This window comes from Flavobacterium sp. Root901, assembly GCF_001429765.1.
Taxonomy (GTDB): domain Bacteria; phylum Bacteroidota; class Bacteroidia; order Flavobacteriales; family Flavobacteriaceae; genus Flavobacterium.
The window spans coordinates 408,413-427,431 of the sequence record NZ_LMJB01000005.1 but is presented as its reverse complement, the minus strand read 5'-3'; the positions used below and the strand labels follow the sequence as shown (position 1 = coordinate 427,431).

Genomic DNA, 19,019 nt, shown 5'->3' with positions numbered 1-19,019 from the left:
AGAAGAAGCTTTTTAAATTGTTTTTATATATAATTTAATAGATGTTTATGATTTAAATGCTGGAATTCCAGTTACATCCATTCCGGTAATCAATAAGTGTATGTCATGAGTTCCTTCATAAGTAATAACACTCTCGAGGTTCATCATATGGCGCATAATAGAGTATTCTCCGGTAATTCCCATTCCGCCGAGCATTTGTCTGGCTTCGCGGGCAATTTCAATCGCCATGTTTACATTATTACGTTTTGCCATGGAGATTTGAGCCGTTGTAGCTTTTCCTTCATTTCTCAAAACGCCTAAACGCCAGGTTAATAATTGTGCTTTTGTGATTTCTGTAATCATTTCAGCCAATTTTTTCTGTTGTAACTGAGTTCCTCCAATTGGTTTTCCAAACTGGATTCTTTCTTTAGCATATCGCAGCGCAGTATCATAACAATCCATTGCGGCACCAATAGCGCCCCAGGCAATTCCGTATCGTGCTGAATCTAAACATCCAAGCGGAGCGCCTAGACCTGATTTATTTGGCAGAAGATTCTCTTTAGGAACTTTTACATTATCAAAAATCAATTCTCCGGTTGAAGATGCACGAAGTGACCATTTGTTGTGGGTTTCAGGTGTTGTAAAGCCTTCCATTCCGCGTTCTACGATTAATCCATGAATTCTTCCTTCTTCATTTTTGGCCCAAACTACAGCAATATCAGCAAAAGGAGCATTCGAAATCCACATTTTGGCACCATTTAAAAGATAATGGTCTCCCATATCTTTAAAATTGGTAATCATACTTCCGGGATCAGAACCGTGATCTGGTTCTGTCAAACCAAAGCATCCCATATATTCACCTGTAGCCAATTTTGGTAAATATTTCATTCGCTGTTCTTCGTTTCCGTATTTCCAAATTGGGTACATCACTAATGAAGACTGTACAGAAGATGTGGATCTTACGCCAGAATCGCCTCTTTCGATTTCCTGCATAATTAGTCCGTAAGAAATCTGGTCCAGTCCGGCGCCTCCGTATTCAACAGGAATATAAGGTCCGAATCCTCCAATTTCTCCAAGCCCTTTTATAATTTGCTTCGGAAATTCTGCCTTTTGAGCGTATTCTTCAATAATTGGAGAAACTTCTCTTTTAACCCATGCACGTGCAGATTCCCGAACTAATTTATGTTCGTCTGTTAACAAATCGTCAAGGTTATAATAATCTGGAGCTTGAAATAAGTCTGGTTTCATTTTTGTAAAGATTTTTCAAAACAAATTTAAGGAATAAAAATATAACAAAACAAAGTTAAATTGTTATATTTTTGCACTTTAGTTATAAAATAATCACAAATAACATAAATTAATTTTAGTTTATTGATAATTTATAGACTAATTTTGAGATTCCAAAAAAACATAAATTGAATGAGGCTGATCATTTCTTTTTTACTCTTTTTTGTTCTAAACATTGCATTTGCCCAGCATAAAAAGGCATTGACCGAAGAAGAATATTTGATATTGCAGGAAAAAATTCGACTAAATTATAATGCAAATGTCGATAGCGCTCTTGTATATGCATCTCAAATGGCAAAATCTGACAATTATAAACATTTGGCTTTTGCAAACGGAGCCATGACTCAGCTGTTTCAAATTAAGGGCGATACCAAGCTTTCTAAGCAAAAATATGCATTAGCACTTCAATATCTGGATAAAGTGCCGGAATCTCGCGATAAAACTCAATTAAAGTCTTATATCTATAATTACGGAGGACTGGCAGAATGGAAAAGAGGGAATTTTAGTGCCGCCCTTGAAAAATATCAGCAGGGAATGAAACTTTCTCTGGAGATTGGTGATATTATTCAAATTGTAAAATTTAAGGGAAACATCGCCTTAATTAATGAAGCTGTGGGTAATTATCAATTGTCTATTAAGAATTTAAGGCAGTTAAATGATTTTGTCGATAAAAACGAAGGCATATTTACAAAAGAAGATTTTTTAAACCGAAAAAGTAATATCAATGTCAGTTTAGGAAGTTCGTATGAAAATTATTTCATCAAGAATTTAGATAAAAAATTCCTGCTTGACTCGGCAGAATATTTTTATAAACGCGCCATAAACTATTCGCAAAATTTTGCCGACAATAAGATCACAGCAAAATTGAGTTTAGGGAATATATACAATTGGAAGGGAGACTATAAAGCTGCCGAAAAAACATACTATGATATTGTATTTTATTCTCAGCAAAACAATCAGCCCGATTTATTATGTGTTGCCAATTATAATCTGGGAGATATTTATTTTACGACCAAGAAGTACGATAAAGCATTGGTGTTTTTTAAAAAATGCGATTCGCTGGCAGAAATAACCAATTCGAATAATATAGATTTTTTGAAGTCGAATTATTATCAGGCTAAAATTTATAATCTAAAAAAAGAGCCCGAACTGGCCTATAAACATTCAAAAATTTATTTGGATAATTATGAACAGTTTCAAACAAAACTTAATCATGAAGCCTTGGAGGTAAATTACAAACTCGGCGTAAATGATTTAACTCAGGAAATGGTCGTTATTCAGGAAAAATATCAATATGATGTGTTATTGAATAAAGCCTTAAAAGTTTTTTATGTTTTATTAGTTGTTGGAATTGTATTTTTATTGATAAAAAATATCAGGGATAAAAATAAAGCCCATAAAAAAATGAACGCTTTGATAGAAGAATTTAAAGCAAACATTGAGAAGAAAAACAATGCTGAAATTGAGATAGAAGATAAAGAGGAAATTCTTGAAACTGAAGAAATCCAACTCAAAAAAGAAAATATTACGCTAAGTATTGATGAAGCTAAAGAAAATAAAATTGTAGAAAAATTACTTGCCCTAGAAAATAAATTAGAATATCTAAATGCTGATTTTACTTTGCCATACGTGGCAAAAAAAATAAAGACCAATACAACGTACTTGTCTTATGTAGTAAATAAACGATTTGGTAAATCTTTTGGGGAGTATTCTAACGAATTAAAGATTAATTACGTTATTAATGAAATGATTACGAATCACATGTATCGTAAATATTCAACACAGGCAATTGCAGAAAGTGTTGGTTTTAAAAATGCAGTCTCTTTTGCAAAATCATTTCGCAAAAGAACTGGAGTATCTCCAGCTCAATTTGCGAATAACATTTAGTTTTAAAAAACTATTTTGTACTATTTCGGAAATTATCCATTTCCGTTATTGTCTTTTTTTCCAGGATCAACTGGCGGCGGAGTTGTAAGATCATCTCCTCCTCTTACCATCTTTTGTTGATTTTTTGTTAATTTCTCTTCCTGAAAATCCTCAAATTTTAATTTATTATTTGCCATCATTTTAATGTTACGGTTACTGATATATCAAAACTAAAGAAAATGCTTAGCTGTTGATCGAGAATTGCGTTTTATTCCTTTTTTATAACATTTTGTAAATTTAATTAACTGAAAATCAATTAATTAAGCATACAATATAACTGCTATAATTTATAAATTGTATGTAGTATAATATATAAAATGTATGTTTCTAAAATAATATTTTGAATAAAAACATCAATATTTGCACTGTAATTCGATTTAAAACAGTCCCAAACGATGTTAAAACTTATTCAAAAATTTCTTCAAATAAACAGATACTCGGAAGTAAAAAATGAGTTTAAAGATTTATTTCTTTCTCATCCAAACTATCCTAGTTTGTTTGCCATAACAGATTCATTTGATTTGTTATCGATAGAGAATGCTGCGATAAGAGTTCCAAAGGAACAAATAGTCGATTTACCATCCAATTTTTTAGCTTATTTTAAAGAGGAATTAGTACTTGTAGAAAAAGCTAAAAATTTCGTACGCATAAATACGATTAAAAAAGGAATTGAGAAAATATCATACGAGAAATTTCTTTTGGACTGGAATGGGGTTATTGTAGCAATTGAACCAAACAACGTTGTAGCAAGAGAAAATTTAAAAGTTGAATTAAACTGGTTAAAATATCTTGTACCTTTTATATTATTAGCTGGATTATCATTTTTTTTTAACTCTTACAATTTTTTTAGCGCTGTATTTTTATTAACATCAGCTCTTGGATTGATAATTAGTATTTTGATTGTTCAGGAAAAACTGGGTTTTAAAAACGGATTAATTACGAACTTTTGTAATCTTAGTTCAAATTCTTCTTGTAACTCTGTTTTAAGTTTTACTGAAAATTATGAAAACAGATGGATTAGTTTTTCAGATTTACCGCTTTTATTTTTTGGTGCAAGCTTTATATCCATATTGGTTCAGCCAGTTAACTCGTCGATTTTTGTTGGGTTTTTGAGTTTATTGGCCATTCCGATTATCGTTTCTTCAATTTGGATTCAAAAATTCGAACTTCAAAAATGGTGTGTGATGTGTTTAATGGTTTCATTTTTGATTTTTACTCAAAGTGCAATATGGTTTACATCAGATCTGTTTACGCTAAGCTTTAGCTTTGGAACAATTTTTCCATTCTTATTTTCTTTGGTTCTTCTTATACCAATTGGTTTCGTCGTAAAATCGATTGCAAAAGATGTTCTGAATAATGAAAATTCGCTGAAAGAACTTAAAAAATTCAAGAGAAATTATACACTGTTGAATTTCTTATCTAAAAAAGTTTCTTATCAAAACGGATTTGAAGATTTAAGAGGGTTAAATTTTGGAAACAGAAGTGCAGTTGTAAAACTTAGTATAATAATAAGTCCAAGTTGTGTGCATTGCCATAAAACATTTCAGGAAGCTTTTGATCTGGTTTTAAAATTTCCGGATAAAATATTCTTAAGCGTTTTGTTTAATATAAATCCGGAGAATGCAGATAATCCATACAAAGCTGTTGTCGAAAGACTTTTAACCATAAACAGATCTACTCCGGGAAAAACCGTGGAAGCAATCTCAGATTGGCACATTAAAAAAATGAGTTTGAAAAAATGGTTAAAAAAATGGCATGTTGATAATGTAAGTATGATGATAAATCAGGAAATAAACAAACAATACGAATGGTGCTCCAAAAATAATTTTAATTATACACCGGTTAAAATCGTAAATGAAAAGTTGTTTCCTAATGAATATGAATTAAGTGAATTAAAATATTTCTTGAACGATTTTGTTGAAGAAAAAGAAACAACAGTACTGGAAAGAATAGCCTAGTTTGACAACTGAACATTTTTTAAGAACTATAACAACTAGAAATTATGCTGAAAAATATCTTAAACCTGGAAGGAACGCAAGAAATAAGCGCTAGTGAACAAAAAACAATTATTGGAATGACAGAAACTGCATCTAAATGCGATGCAAATTCAATAATTTCTTATGAAGATTGTGCAGATCTTTTTTTAGAATCATAAATATGCAGTAAAATACAACTGTAAGTAATTTTTAAAATTATTTAAAGTAATAGACAATAAAGCCTTTTTAAAATTTAGTCATGTTTTTTTTAATTTGTAGGCGCTCGATCGTGGAACATTGAGCAAATTATCCCAACATTGATGATTGGTGTCGGGATTCTCAGGAAAATTGGTCACTTGGGTCGGTTTTATTTGGTTAGGGCTGATCAAGTGCCATCTCCTAGAGAAGAATTGTTATTACTAAAATATATTCATAATTGAGAGAGGAAATTAGTTTCCTCTCTTTTTTTATATTGATTTTCGCAAAGTTCCCGATAAATATTACATTAGCAAAACCAAAATTTACCATTCAAGGTAAGAAATAATAAAGAATTGAAAAAATTCACTCATTATAAACAGGCAGATTATAAAGATTGCGGTCCTACATGTTTGAAGATCATCGCCAAACATTATGGCAAAACAATCCATATTCAGGAGTTGCGCGACAGCAGCGAGACAACTCGTGAAGGGAGCAATCTGCTTTTTTTGAGTGATGCAGCCGAGAAAATCGGTTTTAGAACTTTAGGAGTGAAATTAAATGCAGAGCGATTAGAAGAAGCACCTCTGCCTTGTATTCTGCATTGGAACAAAAATCATTACGTTGTACTTTATAAAATTAAAAAAGGGAAATATTATATTTCAGATCCCGGTTTTGGATTACTTGAATATAGTAAAGAAGATTTTTTAAAATTCTGGATTGGAAACAACGCAGATGATAGTACTAAAGAGGGGATAGCTTTATTGATGGAACCTTCGCCAAAATTCTTTCAGTCAGAATTTGATAAAGAAGACAATAAAGGTTTAGGATTCAGGTTGTTATCCCAATATGTACTTCGGTATAAAAGATTTTTAGTTCAGTTAAGTATTGGGCTGCTGGCCAGTAGTTTACTGCAGCTTATTTTCCCGTTTTTAACCCAGAGTATTGTTGATGTCGGGATACAAAATCAAAATATCCATTTTATTTATTTAATTCTTTTTGCACAGCTTTTTCTTTTTGCAGGAAGAACCGGTTTGGAACTCATCAGGAGCTGGATATTACTTCATCTTTCAACAAGAATAAACATTTCATTGATTTCAGATTTCTTTATTAAACTAATGAACCTGCCTATTTCGTTTTTTGATGTACGTATGACAGGCGATATTATGCAGCGGATTAACGATCACCGCAGAATCGAAAAAATTCTCACCACATCATCTTTAAACGTATTATTTTCTGTTATTAACATGTTTGTAATGGGAGCGGTTCTGGCTTATTTTAACCTCAAAATATTTTTGGTATTTTTTGCTGGAAGTGTTCTTTATTTTGGATGGATTACTTTGTTTTTAAAAAGAAGAGAAGTTCTGGATTACAAACGCTTTGCAGAGGTATCGCAGGAGCAGAGCAAGGTAATGGAACTTATAAACGGTATGCAGGAAATCAAGCTCCATAATGCCGAGAAACAAAAACGCTGGGGCTGGGAATATGTGCAGGCAAGATTATTCAGGGTTTCGATAAAAGGTTTGGTTTTAGAACAAAGCCAGACGATTGGTTCATCTGTGATAAATGAATTAAAAAACATCTTTATTGTATTTTTATCTGCAAAATTAGTTATCGATGGTTCTATAACACTCGGTATGATGCTGGCAATCAGTTCGATTGTTGGAAGTTTGAACGGCCCTATAACACAGCTTATCGAATTTGTGAGAGAACTTCAGGATGCCAAAATATCATTGGCCAGATTATCTGAAATTCACGAAAAAGAAGATGAAATGCAGCAGGAAGAGCATCAGTCAAGTGATGTTCCGTACGATTCGGATATTGAAATTAAAAATGTTTCTTATCGATATTTAGGTTCAGATATTCCGGTTTTAAAAAATCTGAATTTGACAATTCCGGCCAATAAAGTAACAGCAATTGTAGGTGTCAGCGGAAGCGGAAAAACTACATTAATGAAATTACTTTTGAAGTTTTACGATCCTGAAAAAGGAGAAATCAATATTGGGAATTCAAATTTAAAAAACATTTCGCAAAAAGCCTGGCGTTCGAAAATTGGCGCAGTAATGCAGGAAGGATTTATTTTTAGTGATACAATTGCTAATAATATCGCCTTTGGTGTTGATAAAGTGGATAAAGAACGCTTAGTGTATGCTGCAGATGTGGCCAATATTAAAGAATATATAAGTGAGCTTCCGCTTGGTTATAATACAAAAATTGGTGCTGAAGGAACCGGAATGAGTACAGGGCAAAAACAGCGTTTATTAATTGCAAGGGCAGTTTATAAAAACCCGGAAATATTGTTTTTTGATGAAGCAACATCGGCTCTGGATGCTAATAATGAAAAAGAGATTATGCATAAACTGGATATTTTTTTTAGAAATAAAACCGTAATTGTAATTGCCCATCGTTTAAGCACGGTTATAAATGCAGATCAGATTGTGGTTTTAGAAAAAGGAAAAATTATCGAAATAGGCTCACATTCTTCTTTAGTAGCACAAAAAGGGAATTATTTCGAACTGGTTAAGAACCAATTGCAATTAGGAAATTAATCATGGAAGAAGATAATACTACATTCGAATTAAGAAGTGAGGAAGTTCAGGATATCCTGACCAAAGTGCCGCACTGGATGATCCGCTGGGGAACGGTTTTGATTTTTGTAATTATCCTGATGCTGTTCTTTGTTTCCTGGTTTATAAAATATCCGGACGTTGTAAATACAGAAATTGTAATTACAACCAATATTCCGCCGGAGAAAATCGTGGCTAAATCGTCTGGCCGCATTGAAGCTATTTTGGTCAAAAACAAATCAATAGTGAATAAAAACAGTACTCTTGGCATTATCGAGAATACGGCAAATTACAATGATGTTTTTTTATTAAAAAGTATCGTTGAAAGCTATAATATCAATGATCCGAAAGAAGAATTCCCATTTTCAAAGCTAAAAAACACGCAGTTGGGAGAAATAGAAAGTGCTTTTGCTGTTTTTCAGAAAGATTATCAGGCACAAGAATTAAATCATGATCTTAGGCCTTTTGCAATTGAAAACAGAGCTCAGATTTCTGAAAAAATCCAAATAAAAGAAAGACTGGATATTTTACAGCAGCAAAAAGTAATCAACGAAAGTGAATTACAGCTTCAGAAAAATGAAGTAGCACGTTTTGAAGTTCTATTCAATAAAGGAATTATTTCGGCACAGGAAATGGAGGTTAAGAAACTAAATTTTCTGCAGGCACAAAAGAGCTACAGAAGTCTGTTGTCGTCAATTTCCCAATTAAAATCATCATTGATTGATAATACAAAATCCAGTCAGAGTTCGCAGGTAAACAGCACTAAAGAAGAGGTAAATCTGGGAAGAAACATGGCACAGTCTTTTTATCAGCTTAAAAAAGTTATAAAAGACTGGGAACTTGCATATGCTTTAAAATCTTCGATAAGCGGTAAAGTTACCTTCCTGCAGGTTTGGACAGAAAACCAAACGATAAATTCAGGCGACAATGTTTTCTCAATCATTCCTGATGCTAAAAATGGGTTTATAGGAAAAGTAAAAGCTCCGGCTTTAAATTCGGGTAAAATTAAAGCGGGACAAAGAGTAAATATTCGTCTGGCCAATTTTCCGGACAGGGAGTTTGGTGTTTTGAAAGGCAGAATTGAGAATATTTCTCTTGTTCCGGACAAAGATGGAAATTTATTAATAGATGTGGCTCTTCCGAACGGTCTGCAGACTTCTTATAATAAGCAAATTATATTTCAGCAGGAAATGAAAGGAAGCGCAGAAATCGTGACAGAAGATTTAAGATTAATTGAAAGAATATTATACCAGTTTAAAAGTATTTTTGAACAGACTTAAAATTTTAAATAAAAATCTTTAGTCAGCTCAATATATTCAGGGGTATAAATATGTCTGTCAATTTCAATAACTAATTCGTCAATTTTTATCTCTGAAACCTCATCGCGGCTAAAAGCCAATAAACTCCTTTTTACTGCAGAAGATGGGGTTCCTTTTACGCGCGTAATTTTTAGGGGATATAATTCAGCTTCTTTTGCTAAATTAATAAATTTTGCCTCTTCTTTAAAAGGAAGGATTATAGCAAATATTCCATTTTCAGATAAAAGCAAATCTGCTGCTTCAACAATTTCTTCAAATGGCATGGCATCCTGAAATCTGGCTAAATCACGTTGTTCGTTTTCTGTTTTATAATCTTCAGCATAAAATGGAGGATTTGAAACAATCAGATCATATTCATCTTCCGGTTCTTCAATAAATTCGTCTAAACCAGCGTGAAAACAAAATAATCGATCACCCCAGGGAGAATTTTCGAAATTTTCAACCGCTTGTTCATAAGCATCTTCATCAATTTCCAGGGCATCAATTTGTTCTGCGGCAGAACGCTGTGCAATCATCAAAGCAATAATTCCGGTTCCTGCACCTATATCCAAAACACTGTATGGATTATGAGAAACGGGAGCCCAAGCACCTAGTAAAACGCCGTCAGTCCCAACTTTCATAGCGGTTTTGTCTTGTTTAACGGAAAATTGTTTAAATGAAAACATTTGGATTAGAAGTTAAAGAATGAAGATTTTCAGAAAAATAAAAGTATAATTTTCGATTAAACAATTAAACAATTAACCGAATAAACCTTTTTATAAGTACATTTCAATAAGACCTTCAGGAAGATCCATGATTACTTTTTTGTTTTCGCGATCAATTTTTACAAGGAAATGATCGATCATTGGAACTAAAATTTCAACTTCGCCATTTAAAACTTCAAAGAGAGGTTGTGCAGAAGAATCATTAACAGAAGCTATTTTTCCGAAAACGCCCAAGCGTTTGTCTTCGATTTCAAAACCAATAACTTCGTGGAAATAGAATTTGTTGCCGGAAAGTTTTGGCAGCATCGTTAAAGGAAGATAGATAGCATTTCCAACTAAGGCATCTGCATCTTCTTCGGTATTTACATCTTCAAAACGAACTCGGAGAAAGTCGTTTTTATGTAAAGAACTTGTTTCAATAAAAAAAGGAACCAAGTGTTTGTTGTGTTCAACAAACACTGATTCCAGATTTTCGTATAACTCAGGTTCGTCTGTGTCTAAATAGATCAGGACTTCACCTTTGAAACTAAATTTTTTAGCGATTTTACCTAAATAAAAACATTCTTCTTTACGCATTATCGCTAAGTAAAATTATGCTTCAGTTGTTTCGTTATTCTCTTCAGCAGCAGGAGCTTCTTCAGTTGTTTCAGCAACAACTTCTTCAGCAGCCTCTTCTTCTGTAGCAGAAGCAGCAGCGATAGCATCAGCTTCAGCCTGAGCTGCAGCAGCTAAACGTTTGTCGTTAACTTCTTTTTCAGCTTTTAAAGCTTTAGCTTTAGCATCAGCTTGTGCTTTTGATAAACCATCTTTTTTAGCATCAACTTTTCCTGCTTTAGCCTCTAACCAAGCTGCTAATTTAGCATCTGCCTGCTCTTGAGTTAAAGCTCCTTTACGGATACCTCCATCAAGGTGGTGTTTCAATAAAGCACCTTTGTAAGAAAGAATTGCTCTTGCAGTATCAGTTGGTTGAGCACCATTGTGTAACCATTTAACTGCACTATCAAGGTTTAAGTCGATAGTTGCCGGGTTAGTGTTTGGATTGTAAGTACCGATTTTCTCTAAGTATTTACCATCTCTTTTTGAGCGTGCATCTGCAGCTACAACCCAGTAAAAAGGTTTTCCTTTTTTACCGTGTCTTTGTAATCTAATTTTTACTGACATAATCTTATGATTAAATTTTGAGGTACTCGACCTCTGTTAATTAAGGGCGCAAAGATATAATTTTTTTATTAATTATCCGTTTCAAAAGGTATTAAATATATTGAAGACAGATTTTTAGCTTTTTTTTGACTCAAAACTTTAAATATTTCTCTCATAATGCGGTACTTTTGCATTAAATTCATCTTTTTCATGAAAAAATATTTTTACTTTTTATCATTTATCTTTCTACTCACATCTTGTACTGAGGATGTAAAATTCAATAATCCTGCTTTTCAAACTTTAAAAAATAATGTTTTCTGGAGAGCGCAAACATACAAAGCTTATTTTGGTGCAAACGGGACAGTAATTGTAGAGGGTTCTTTGGGATATGAAAATGTTATACTGCAAACGGCTTCTTCTTCTGAACAAACTTTTGTTTTAGGCGTTAATGATGTTTCTAAAGCTTCTTATGAAAATACACTTCCTGCCGAATCAGCGTCCTTTTCTACCGGTACAAATATTGGAAATGGGCAAATCGTTATTACGGATTATGATACCGATACGAATACTATTTCCGGGACATTTAAATTTAATGCTGTAAATGAAGATGAAAGCGATACCGAAAATCCAAAAATTAATTTTACAGAAGGCGTTTTCTACAAAATACCCATTGAAATGAGCGATATAGTTCATCATAATTGATTTTTGCGAAGTCCTAATTTTATTGGTCAGATTTTCGAAATCAAAATAAAAACATAAATAAACTAATATATAGTAGATTACAGAAAAATAAGACTACATTTGTCTTTTATTATAAATAAATATCTATGAATATTTTTGTTGGAAGCCTTCCATTCAGTATTGAGGAAGCAGATTTAAGAGAGTCTTTTGAGGCTTACGGAACAGTTGACTCTGTTAAAATTATTACTGATAAATTTACTGGAAGAAGTAAAGGATTTGGTTTTGTTGAAATGCCAAATGATAGCGAGGCACAAAAAGCTATCGACGAATTGAACGGAGCTGTAGTTTCAGGACGTACAATTGTTGTAAATAAATCTGAGCCAAAACCAGAAGGCGAAAGAAGAAGTTTTAATAACAATCGTGGTGGAAATGACCGCGGAGGTTACGGAAACAACCGTGGAGGAAATGACCGCGGAAACAGAGGAGGATACTAAAAGTTTTTTTCTAAAATATAAAAGGGATCAATGTAAATTGATCCCTTTTTTTATGTTGTTTTGTTTCAGGTTTCAAGTTTCAGTCTTTTTCCAACTTGAAACAAATAAAACCTGAAACAAAATTATAGATTCGCAGCTAACCAGTCACCAACTTCGCTGGTTTTGTATGCTTTTGCTCCTTTTGAAGCCAAATCTTCTGTTACAATTCCTTCTGCCAAAGATTTGTTTACAACAAATCTAATTGCCTCAGCTTCTTCTTTTAGTCCAAAAGCATCTTCAAACATCATTGCTGCAGATAAAATGGTTGCTAACGGATTTGCAATATTTAATCCAGTGGCCTGCGGATAAGATCCGTGGATTGGCTCGTATAATGAAGTATGCTCTCCAACAGAAGCAGAAGGCATTAATCCCATTGAACCCGAAATTACAGAAGCCTCATCTGTCAAAATATCTCCAAATAAATTTTCTGTGATTAATACATCGTAAGAGTTTGGCCATTGTACTAAACGCATTGCAACAGCATCAACGAATTCGTAAGAAACCGTAACTTCCGGATAATCTTTTTCCATTGCCTGAACCGTCTCTCTCCATAAACGTGAAGTTTCTAATACGTTTGCTTTATCAACGCAGCAAAGTTTTTTGCTTCTTGTCATCGCCAGTTCGAAACCTTTTTTAGCTAAACGCTGAACTTCGGCTCTTGTGTAAACACAATTATCAAAAGCAGTATCTCCGTTGTCTTTTCTTCCTTTTTCTCCAAAATAAATTCCGCCGGTAAGTTCTCTTAAGAAAACCAAATCAGTTCCTTCGATTCTTTCCCTTTTTAGTGGGGAATTGTCAATTAATGAAGGGAAAGTAAAAGTTGGACGTACATTAGCAAATAAACCTAATTTTTTACGCATCAATAATAAACCTTGTTCCGGACGAACCGGTGCACTTGGATCATTATCGTATTTTGGATGACCAATTGCTCCAAATAAAACGGCATCAGCTTTCATACAAATTTCGTGTGTTTCATCTGGATAAGGAACACCAACAGCGTCAATTGCACAAGCTCCGGTTAAAGCAGGAGTCCAGCTTATCTCGTGATTGAATTTTTTTGCAATAGCGTCTGATACTTTTACAGCTTCATTTATTACTTCTGGTCCGATTCCGTCACCAGCTAAAAGGGCTATGTTTAATTTCATTCTTTTTATTTTAAGGTTCTAAGGTTCTGAGTTGCTAAGATTCTAAGTTTTTTCTTAGCGGTTATTTTTTAAACTTCTGAGCTACTAAGATGCTAACTTACTAAGTTCAATTTCTTAGAACCTTAGCGACTTAGCATCTTAGAAACTTAGGTAACTACATTCAACATTTTTTGTGTTGCAATTATGGCTGCAACGGTCTGGTCAGAATCTAAACCTCTTGTTTTAAATTCTTTTCCGTTGTTTGTCCAGGTAATGATTGTTTCGCACAAGGCATCGGAGCTACTTCCTGGAGGAATTCTCACAGCGTAATCAATCAGTTTGGGCAAAGTTAATTTCTTTTGTTTGTAAATTTTAGAAAGTGCATTCATAAAAGCATCAAACTGACCGTCTCCCTGCGCATTTTCCTCGATTACTTCGCCGTCAAATTTTAGGCATAAAGTTGTCGACGGACGCATTCCTTTTGAGTGTACTAATATATAGGATTCAATTTTTATTTTTTCTTCGTAAGTATGACTGTCCAATACATCAGAAATAATGTACGGAAGATCTTCTTTGGTAACGGTTTCCTTTTTATCTCCTAACTCGATAATCCTTTGGGTAACCAATTTCAAATCTTCATTGTTTAATTTTAAACCTAATTCCTGAAGATTTTTTTCGATGTTGGCTTTTCCTGAAGTTTTGCCGAGCGCATATTTTCTTTTTCTTCCAAAACGTTCCGGAAGCAAATCATTAAAATATAAATTGTTTTTGTTGTCACCATCAGCGTGAATTCCGGCAGTCTGCGTAAAGACATTATCGCCTACAATAGGTTTGTTGGCTGGAATTCTGTAACCCGTAAAAGTTTCTACGAGTTTGCTTACAGAATATAATGATGTTTCTTTTATGTTGATGCTTACTTCTGGTAAATAATCATTTATAACCGCAACTGTACTTTCTAAAGGTGCGTTTCCGGCGCGTTCACCCATTCCGTTAACGGTAACATGAAGCCCATGAATTCCAGCTTTTATAGCTTCCATAACATTGGCAACACTTAAATCATAATCATTGTGTGCATGAAAATCAAAATGAATATTTGGATATTTTGCTGTGATTTTAGAAATAAATTCAAATGCCTGAGACGGAATTAAAACTCCCAATGTATCGGGAAGTAAAATTCTTTTTACAGGCTGTTTTGTTAAGAAATCTAAATACTGAAAAACATATTCAGGAGAATTCCTCATTCCGTTGCTCCAGTCTTCCAGGTAAACATTGGTTTCAATATTATTTTCTTTTGCTAAAGCAATAGCCTGAGCGATTTCAGAAAAATGTTGTTCAGGTGTTTTTTTTAATTGATGTGTAAGATGGTTTAGTGATCCTTTAGTTAGTAAATTCTGAATTTTAGCTCCGGATTTTTTCATCCATTCAATAGAAAGCCCGCCGTCAACAAAAGTCAAAACTTCTATTCGGTTGGTGTAGCCTTTTTCTTCAGCCCAGGACATAATGCCTTTTACGCCTTCAAATTCGCCTTCGCTTACACGTGCCGAAGCAATTTCGATTCTATCAATATTTAATTCTTCCAGCAATAATTGCGCAATGGTCAGTTTTTCTGCAGCAGAAAAAGATACTCCGGAGGTTTGTTCACCGTCACGAAGCGTTGTATCCATTATTTCAATTTTTCTTTTTTCCATATTGATATTCTGTATTTCTAACTCGTTAAGCACACATGCTTGTGTTATACGCTGATTTTACGGATTCGCTTTCGCGAAGACGCTGATTAATACGGATTTTTATTTTCATCAATATTAAAAATCCGTATTAATCAGCGTTTCTGCGATAGCAGATCTGTTTAATCAGCGTTTAATATTCCTAATATTTAACTTAGAAAGACCCGACTGGTTTTTGAAACCTGTCGGGTCTGTATTCCTGAATGAGATTTCTATTAGTAAGGAAGTTTATCAGCAAAAGCTTTAATTTCTTCTTTCATATCTTGTAAATAATCAATGTCGTCAAAACCATTAATAAGATTATTTTTTTTGTAACCATTAATAGCAAAGGATTCCTGCTCTCCGGTTGACAATAAGGTAATGGTTTGGTTTGGAAGATTGATTTCTAATTCTGTGTTTGGATCAGCTTCGATAGCTTTGAAAATGTTCGACAAAAACTCAGGGCTGATTTGTACTGGTAAAACACCAATATTCAAACAGTTTCCTTTGAAAATATCAGCAAAGAAACTAGAAACTACAGCTCGGAATCCGTAATCATAAACCGCCCATGCAGCATGTTCTCTAGAAGATCCTGAACCGAAGTTTTTTCCTCCAACCAAAATTTTTCCGCTGTAAGTTGGGTTGTTTAAAACGAAATCTGCTTTTGGAGTATCGTCTCCGTTATATCTCCAGTCTCTAAAAAGATTATCTCCAAAACCTTCACGTTTTGTAGCTTTTAAAAATCGGGCCGGGATGATTTGATCTGTATCTACGTTCTCAATTGGCAGCGGCACTGCACTGCTGGTAAGTATATTAAATTTATCGTATGCCATTTTTTGGAATTTTAGATTTTAGATTTTAGATTTTAAATTTTCTTTTGAAAACTTAAAACATAGATCTAAAATATTTTGTTTTAAATAATGTTAGAATTTTATTTGAAGAAATTTATATGAAGATTCCACAAAGCGAGAAATCTACAATCTAAAATCTGCAATCTAAAATAATTCACGCGGATCTGTTAGTTTTCCTGTAACCGCAGCTGCAGCAGCCATAATTGGACTTGCCAAAAGCGTTCTTGAACCAGGGCCCTGACGACCTTCAAAGTTTCTGTTTGAAGTACTTACTGCGTACTTTCCGGCAGGAACTTTATCATCGTTCATCGCTAAACAAGCAGAACAGCCCGGCTGACGTAATACGAAACCAGCTTCTGTAAGGATATCCAAAATACCTTCTTCTTTAATCTGCGCTTCAACAACGTGAGAACCCGGAACTAACCAAGCGGTAACATTATCTGCTTTTTTTCTTCCTTTTACAATTTCAGCGAAAGCTCTAAAATCTTCAATACGACCATTTGTACAACTTCCTAAGAAAACGTAATCGATTTGTTTTCCAATCATTACATCGTCTTCATTGAAGCCCATGTAAGCAAGAGATTTTTTATAAGTTTCCTCGCCGCCTTCAACTTCTTTGGCGTTCGGAATATGTTTGGTGATACCAATTCCCATTCCAGGGTTAGTACCATAAGTAATCATTGGTTCAATATCAGACGCTTTGATGTTTAATTCAGCATCAAAAACAGCATCTGCATCAGTTTTAAGTGTTTTCCAGTATTCAACAGCTTTTGTCCAGGCTTCTCCTTTTGGAGCGTAAAGTCTTCCTTCAAGGAAATCGAAAGTAGTTTGGTCTGGAGCGATCATTCCGCCACGCGCACCCATTTCGATACTTAAGTTACAAACTGTCATACGGCCTTCCATAGTCATGTTTTCAAAAACATCACCAGCATATTCAACAAAATATCCAGTTCCGCCAGAAGTAGTCAGCTGTGCAATAATATAAAGTGCAACGTCTTTTGGGCCTACACCTTTACTTAATTGTCCGTTTACGTTAATACGCATTTTCTTTGGTTTTGGCTGCATAATACATTGAGTAGAAAGCACCATCTCCACTTCAGAAGTTCCGATACCAAAAGCAATTGCTCCAAAAGCACCGTGAGTAGACGTATGCGAGTCACCACATACAATAGTTGCACCAGGCAAAGTAATTCCGTTTTCAGGGCCTACAACGTGCACAATTCCATTTTTTTGGTGACCTAATCCCCAGTGCGAAATTCCGTATTCGTTTGCGTTATCTTCAAGAGCCTGAAGCTGATTGGCAGATAAAGGATCCTGAACTGGTAAATGCTGGTTTATAGTTGGTGTATTGTGGTCTGCAGTTGCAAAAGTACGTTCCGGGTATAAAACGTTAACGCCTCTTGATTTTAATCCTAAAAAAGCAACAGGACTCGTAACTTCGTGAATGAAATGACGGTCAATAAAAAACACATCTGGTCCATCTTCAATTTTACGCACAACGTGTGAATCCCATACTTTGTCAAATAATGTCTTACTCATTTTTTATTTTTTTTAATTGTAATTTCTATAACTACAGCAATTTCCTGTTCATTATAATAGCAAAACAAAAGTAAAAAAAGATACAAAAGCGTCAATTTCGATATTTCATTATATACGATACCCAAACTGAAATAGAGATTCACATTGGGCTTTTGCCTGTTTAATTTTGGCAGAAAAATGATTTACAAAATGACTTTGTTTTTCTTTTTTAACTTTTATCCTGATTGATTGTTTTTTGTTTTGATAGTTTGCAAATTTATCTCAAAATCACTATAAAATATAAGGATTTAATTAAAAAAATCTAACAAATTAAATAAAAATAGTAATAATTGTCAGTTTTGATTTCTGTGTAAAAAAGATGCATTATGAGTTTTAGAAGAGATTTAAATGCGTTTTTTGATCGTTATTCAGATTCAATAAAACGTCAAAATACTACGACATCCAAGTAATGTATTTTTATGAAAATTTATGATTTTTTCAGATTGGAACTGTCTTTGAAAAAAAAATAATTTTGGAATTAATTCAATGAGTTTTTGAATTCTAAAGGAGTAAGAGCGGTTTTCTTTTTGAATAATTTACTGAACGACTGCGGATACTCAAAACCTAATTGATAAGCAATTTCTGCCACCGAAAGATTTGTTGTCATTAAAAAGTCTTTTGACTTGTCAATTAACTTGGAATGAATATGCTGCTGTGCATTCTGGCCTGTTAAATTTCGAAGCATGTCGCTTAAATAATGCGTTGAAACATTAATCTGCGAAGCAAGAAATTCAACCGTAGGCAATCCTTTTTTTAAGGTTTCGGCATTGTTCAAATAGTTGTCAAGTGTCAGCTCGACTTTCAATAACAAATCGCTGCTGATTGTTTTTCTTGTAATAAACTGGCGTTTGTAAAAACGATTGCTGTAATTTAACAGCACATCAATATAGGAAACAATTACATCCTGGCTTATTTCATCAATAGCGGTACGGAGCTCATTATCAATACTATTTAATAAACCTATAATAGTTGTTTTTTCGCTGTCAGAAAGATGAAGTGCTTCATTGGTATCATAAGAAAAGAAACCGTATTTTTTAATGTTCCTGCCTAAAGGATAATTTCTAATAAAGTCCGGATGGAAAAAAAGCGTATATCCATGATATTCAGTTCCTTCTTCATTATCAGTAAAAATTAATTGATTGGGAGAAGTAAACATTAATCCGCCTTCATTAAAATCATAATAGCCCTGTCCATAACCCATTTTGCCATTGGTAGAATATTTATAAGATATTTTATAAAAATCAAGCAAAAAAGATTTGTTCATTTCGCCCTTAACAGCCAATACAGTATTGTCAACCAGACTAATCATCGGATGCAGCGGTTTTGGCAGTCCAAATAAATGATGAAACTGCGAAACAGAGGAAATTTTGGTGGGAGTATTGCTTTTCTTTTCCATGATATAAATGTATAAAAAAATGAAATACCGTTCAGATTGTCAAAACCTGAACGGTATCAG

At 33.7% G+C, this 19,019-nt stretch carries 17 protein-coding genes; 7 read left to right on the top strand and 10 right to left on the bottom strand.

What is annotated here, in order from left to right; all coding sequences use genetic code 11:
* Positions 1–45: 45 nt before the first annotated feature.
* Positions 46–1,227 (bottom strand): acyl-CoA dehydrogenase family protein, encoded by a 1,182-nt coding sequence (locus ASE21_RS05550; protein WP_057121574.1) that lies wholly within the window; start codon positions 1,225–1,227, stop codon positions 46–48.
* Between the two features lie 171 nt (positions 1,228–1,398).
* Between ASE21_RS05550 and ASE21_RS05545 the strand changes: the two genes are divergently transcribed.
* Positions 1,399–3,153 (top strand): AraC family transcriptional regulator, encoded by a 1,755-nt coding sequence (locus tag ASE21_RS05545; protein ID WP_057121573.1) that lies wholly within the window; start codon positions 1,399–1,401, stop codon positions 3,151–3,153.
* A 32-nt stretch (positions 3,154–3,185) separates the two neighbouring features.
* Here ASE21_RS05545 and ASE21_RS21720 read toward each other — a convergent pair whose 3' ends face one another.
* On the bottom strand, positions 3,186–3,329 hold the full coding sequence (locus ASE21_RS21720) for an rSAM-modified peptide (RefSeq protein ID WP_128414676.1): 144 nt from the start codon (positions 3,327–3,329) through the stop codon (positions 3,186–3,188).
* Between the two features lie 258 nt (positions 3,330–3,587).
* Here ASE21_RS21720 and ASE21_RS05540 point away from each other — a divergent pair, with 258 nt between their 5' ends.
* The 4 genes from ASE21_RS05540 (at position 3,588) to ASE21_RS05530 (ending at position 9,210) form a co-directional block, all read left to right on the top strand.
* Complete coding sequence (locus ASE21_RS05540) at positions 3,588–5,150, top strand: vitamin K epoxide reductase family protein (RefSeq protein WP_057121572.1); 1,563 nt, start codon at positions 3,588–3,590, stop codon at positions 5,148–5,150.
* Between the two features lie 44 nt (positions 5,151–5,194).
* Positions 5,195–5,347 (top strand): hypothetical protein, encoded by a 153-nt coding sequence (locus ASE21_RS21830; protein ID WP_157848772.1) that lies wholly within the window; start codon positions 5,195–5,197, stop codon positions 5,345–5,347.
* Between the two features lie 372 nt (positions 5,348–5,719).
* The gene (locus ASE21_RS05535) at positions 5,720–7,912 is read left to right on the top strand and encodes a peptidase domain-containing ABC transporter (RefSeq protein ID WP_057121571.1); all 2,193 of its coding nucleotides are present in this window, start codon (positions 5,720–5,722) and stop codon (positions 7,910–7,912) included.
* A 2-nt stretch (positions 7,913–7,914) separates the two neighbouring features.
* Positions 7,915–9,210 carry an HlyD family secretion protein gene (locus tag ASE21_RS05530; protein ID WP_057121570.1) on the top strand — a complete coding sequence of 432 codons (1,296 nt, stop codon included), beginning with the start codon at positions 7,915–7,917 and terminating at the stop codon, positions 9,208–9,210.
* On the opposite strand, the gene ASE21_RS05525 is transcribed toward ASE21_RS05530, so the two are convergent.
* The 3 genes from ASE21_RS05525 to ASE21_RS05515 form a co-directional block, all read right to left on the bottom strand.
* Complete coding sequence (locus tag ASE21_RS05525; RefSeq protein WP_057121569.1) at positions 9,207–9,914, bottom strand: tRNA1(Val) (adenine(37)-N6)-methyltransferase; 708 nt, start codon at positions 9,912–9,914, stop codon at positions 9,207–9,209. The genes ASE21_RS05530 and ASE21_RS05525 overlap by 4 nt on opposite strands.
* A 90-nt stretch (positions 9,915–10,004) precedes the next feature.
* Positions 10,005–10,529, bottom strand: coding sequence for a ribosome maturation factor RimM (rimM, locus tag ASE21_RS05520; RefSeq protein WP_057121568.1), 525 nt, complete (start codon positions 10,527–10,529; stop codon positions 10,005–10,007).
* A gap of 15 nt (positions 10,530–10,544) precedes the next feature.
* Positions 10,545–11,114 carry a 30S ribosomal protein S16 gene (locus tag ASE21_RS05515; RefSeq protein WP_057121567.1) on the bottom strand — a complete coding sequence of 190 codons (570 nt, stop codon included), beginning with the start codon at positions 11,112–11,114 and terminating at the stop codon, positions 10,545–10,547.
* A gap of 189 nt (positions 11,115–11,303) precedes the next feature.
* Here ASE21_RS05515 and ASE21_RS05510 point away from each other — a divergent pair, with 189 nt between their 5' ends.
* The gene (locus ASE21_RS05510; RefSeq protein WP_057121566.1) at positions 11,304–11,795 is read left to right on the top strand and encodes a DUF6252 family protein; all 492 of its coding nucleotides are present in this window, start codon (positions 11,304–11,306) and stop codon (positions 11,793–11,795) included.
* Between the two features lie 125 nt (positions 11,796–11,920).
* A complete protein-coding gene (locus ASE21_RS05505) occupies positions 11,921–12,268 on the top strand; it encodes an RNA recognition motif domain-containing protein (RefSeq protein ID WP_057121565.1) in 348 nt (115 codons plus the stop codon).
* Positions 12,269–12,390: 122 nt separating this feature from the next.
* Here the strand turns inward: ASE21_RS05505 and leuB are convergent, their stop codons facing one another.
* From leuB to ASE21_RS05480, 5 genes are all read right to left on the bottom strand, one after another.
* Positions 12,391–13,452 carry a 3-isopropylmalate dehydrogenase gene (gene leuB, locus ASE21_RS05500; protein ID WP_057121564.1) on the bottom strand — a complete coding sequence of 354 codons (1,062 nt, stop codon included), beginning with the start codon at positions 13,450–13,452 and terminating at the stop codon, positions 12,391–12,393.
* A 146-nt stretch (positions 13,453–13,598) separates the two neighbouring features.
* Complete coding sequence (locus ASE21_RS05495; protein ID WP_057121563.1) at positions 13,599–15,119, bottom strand: alpha-isopropylmalate synthase regulatory domain-containing protein; 1,521 nt, start codon at positions 15,117–15,119, stop codon at positions 13,599–13,601.
* Positions 15,120–15,370: 251 nt separating this feature from the next.
* On the bottom strand, positions 15,371–15,967 hold the full coding sequence (gene leuD / locus ASE21_RS05490) for a 3-isopropylmalate dehydratase small subunit (protein ID WP_057121562.1): 597 nt from the start codon (positions 15,965–15,967) through the stop codon (positions 15,371–15,373).
* Positions 15,968–16,129: 162 nt separating this feature from the next.
* Entirely contained in the window at positions 16,130–17,524 is a 1,395-nt protein-coding gene (gene leuC, locus ASE21_RS05485) for a 3-isopropylmalate dehydratase large subunit (protein ID WP_057121561.1), read from the bottom strand.
* Positions 17,525–18,041: 517 nt separating this feature from the next.
* Positions 18,042–18,959: a helix-turn-helix domain-containing protein gene (locus tag ASE21_RS05480; RefSeq protein ID WP_057121560.1), complete on the bottom strand. Its 918-nt coding sequence runs from the start codon at positions 18,957–18,959 to the stop codon at positions 18,042–18,044.
* Positions 18,960–19,019 lie beyond the last annotated feature (60 nt).

Bases quoted from the DNA above. Each gene is read 5' to 3' on its own strand.
- leuC (WP_057121561.1), bottom strand. From the start codon at position 17,524: ATGAGTAAGACATTATTTGACAAAGTATGGGATTCACACGTTGTGCGT.
- ASE21_RS05530 (WP_057121570.1), top strand. From the start codon at position 7,915: ATGGAAGAAGATAATACTACATTCGAATTAAGAAGTGAGGAAGTTCAG.
- ASE21_RS05545 (WP_057121573.1), top strand. From the start codon at position 1,399: ATGAGGCTGATCATTTCTTTTTTACTCTTTTTTGTTCTAAACATTGCA.
- leuD (WP_057121562.1), bottom strand. From the start codon at position 15,967: ATGGCATACGATAAATTTAATATACTTACCAGCAGTGCAGTGCCGCTG.
- ASE21_RS05495 (WP_057121563.1), bottom strand. From the start codon at position 15,119: ATGGAAAAAAGAAAAATTGAAATAATGGATACAACGCTTCGTGACGGT.
- ASE21_RS05550 (WP_057121574.1), bottom strand. From the start codon at position 1,227: ATGAAACCAGACTTATTTCAAGCTCCAGATTATTATAACCTTGACGAT.
- ASE21_RS05510 (WP_057121566.1), top strand. From the start codon at position 11,304: ATGAAAAAATATTTTTACTTTTTATCATTTATCTTTCTACTCACATCT.
- ASE21_RS21720 (WP_128414676.1), bottom strand. From the start codon at position 3,329: ATGGCAAATAATAAATTAAAATTTGAGGATTTTCAGGAAGAGAAATTA.
- ASE21_RS05505 (WP_057121565.1), top strand. From the start codon at position 11,921: ATGAATATTTTTGTTGGAAGCCTTCCATTCAGTATTGAGGAAGCAGAT.
- ASE21_RS05540 (WP_057121572.1), top strand. From the start codon at position 3,588: ATGTTAAAACTTATTCAAAAATTTCTTCAAATAAACAGATACTCGGAA.
- leuB (WP_057121564.1), bottom strand. From the start codon at position 13,452: ATGAAATTAAACATAGCCCTTTTAGCTGGTGACGGAATCGGACCAGAA.
- ASE21_RS05525 (WP_057121569.1), bottom strand. From the start codon at position 9,914: ATGTTTTCATTTAAACAATTTTCCGTTAAACAAGACAAAACCGCTATG.
- ASE21_RS05515 (WP_057121567.1), bottom strand. From the start codon at position 11,114: ATGTCAGTAAAAATTAGATTACAAAGACACGGTAAAAAAGGAAAACCT.
- ASE21_RS05480 (WP_057121560.1), bottom strand. From the start codon at position 18,959: ATGGAAAAGAAAAGCAATACTCCCACCAAAATTTCCTCTGTTTCGCAG.
- ASE21_RS21830 (WP_157848772.1), top strand. From the start codon at position 5,195: ATGCTGAAAAATATCTTAAACCTGGAAGGAACGCAAGAAATAAGCGCT.
- rimM (WP_057121568.1), bottom strand. From the start codon at position 10,529: ATGCGTAAAGAAGAATGTTTTTATTTAGGTAAAATCGCTAAAAAATTT.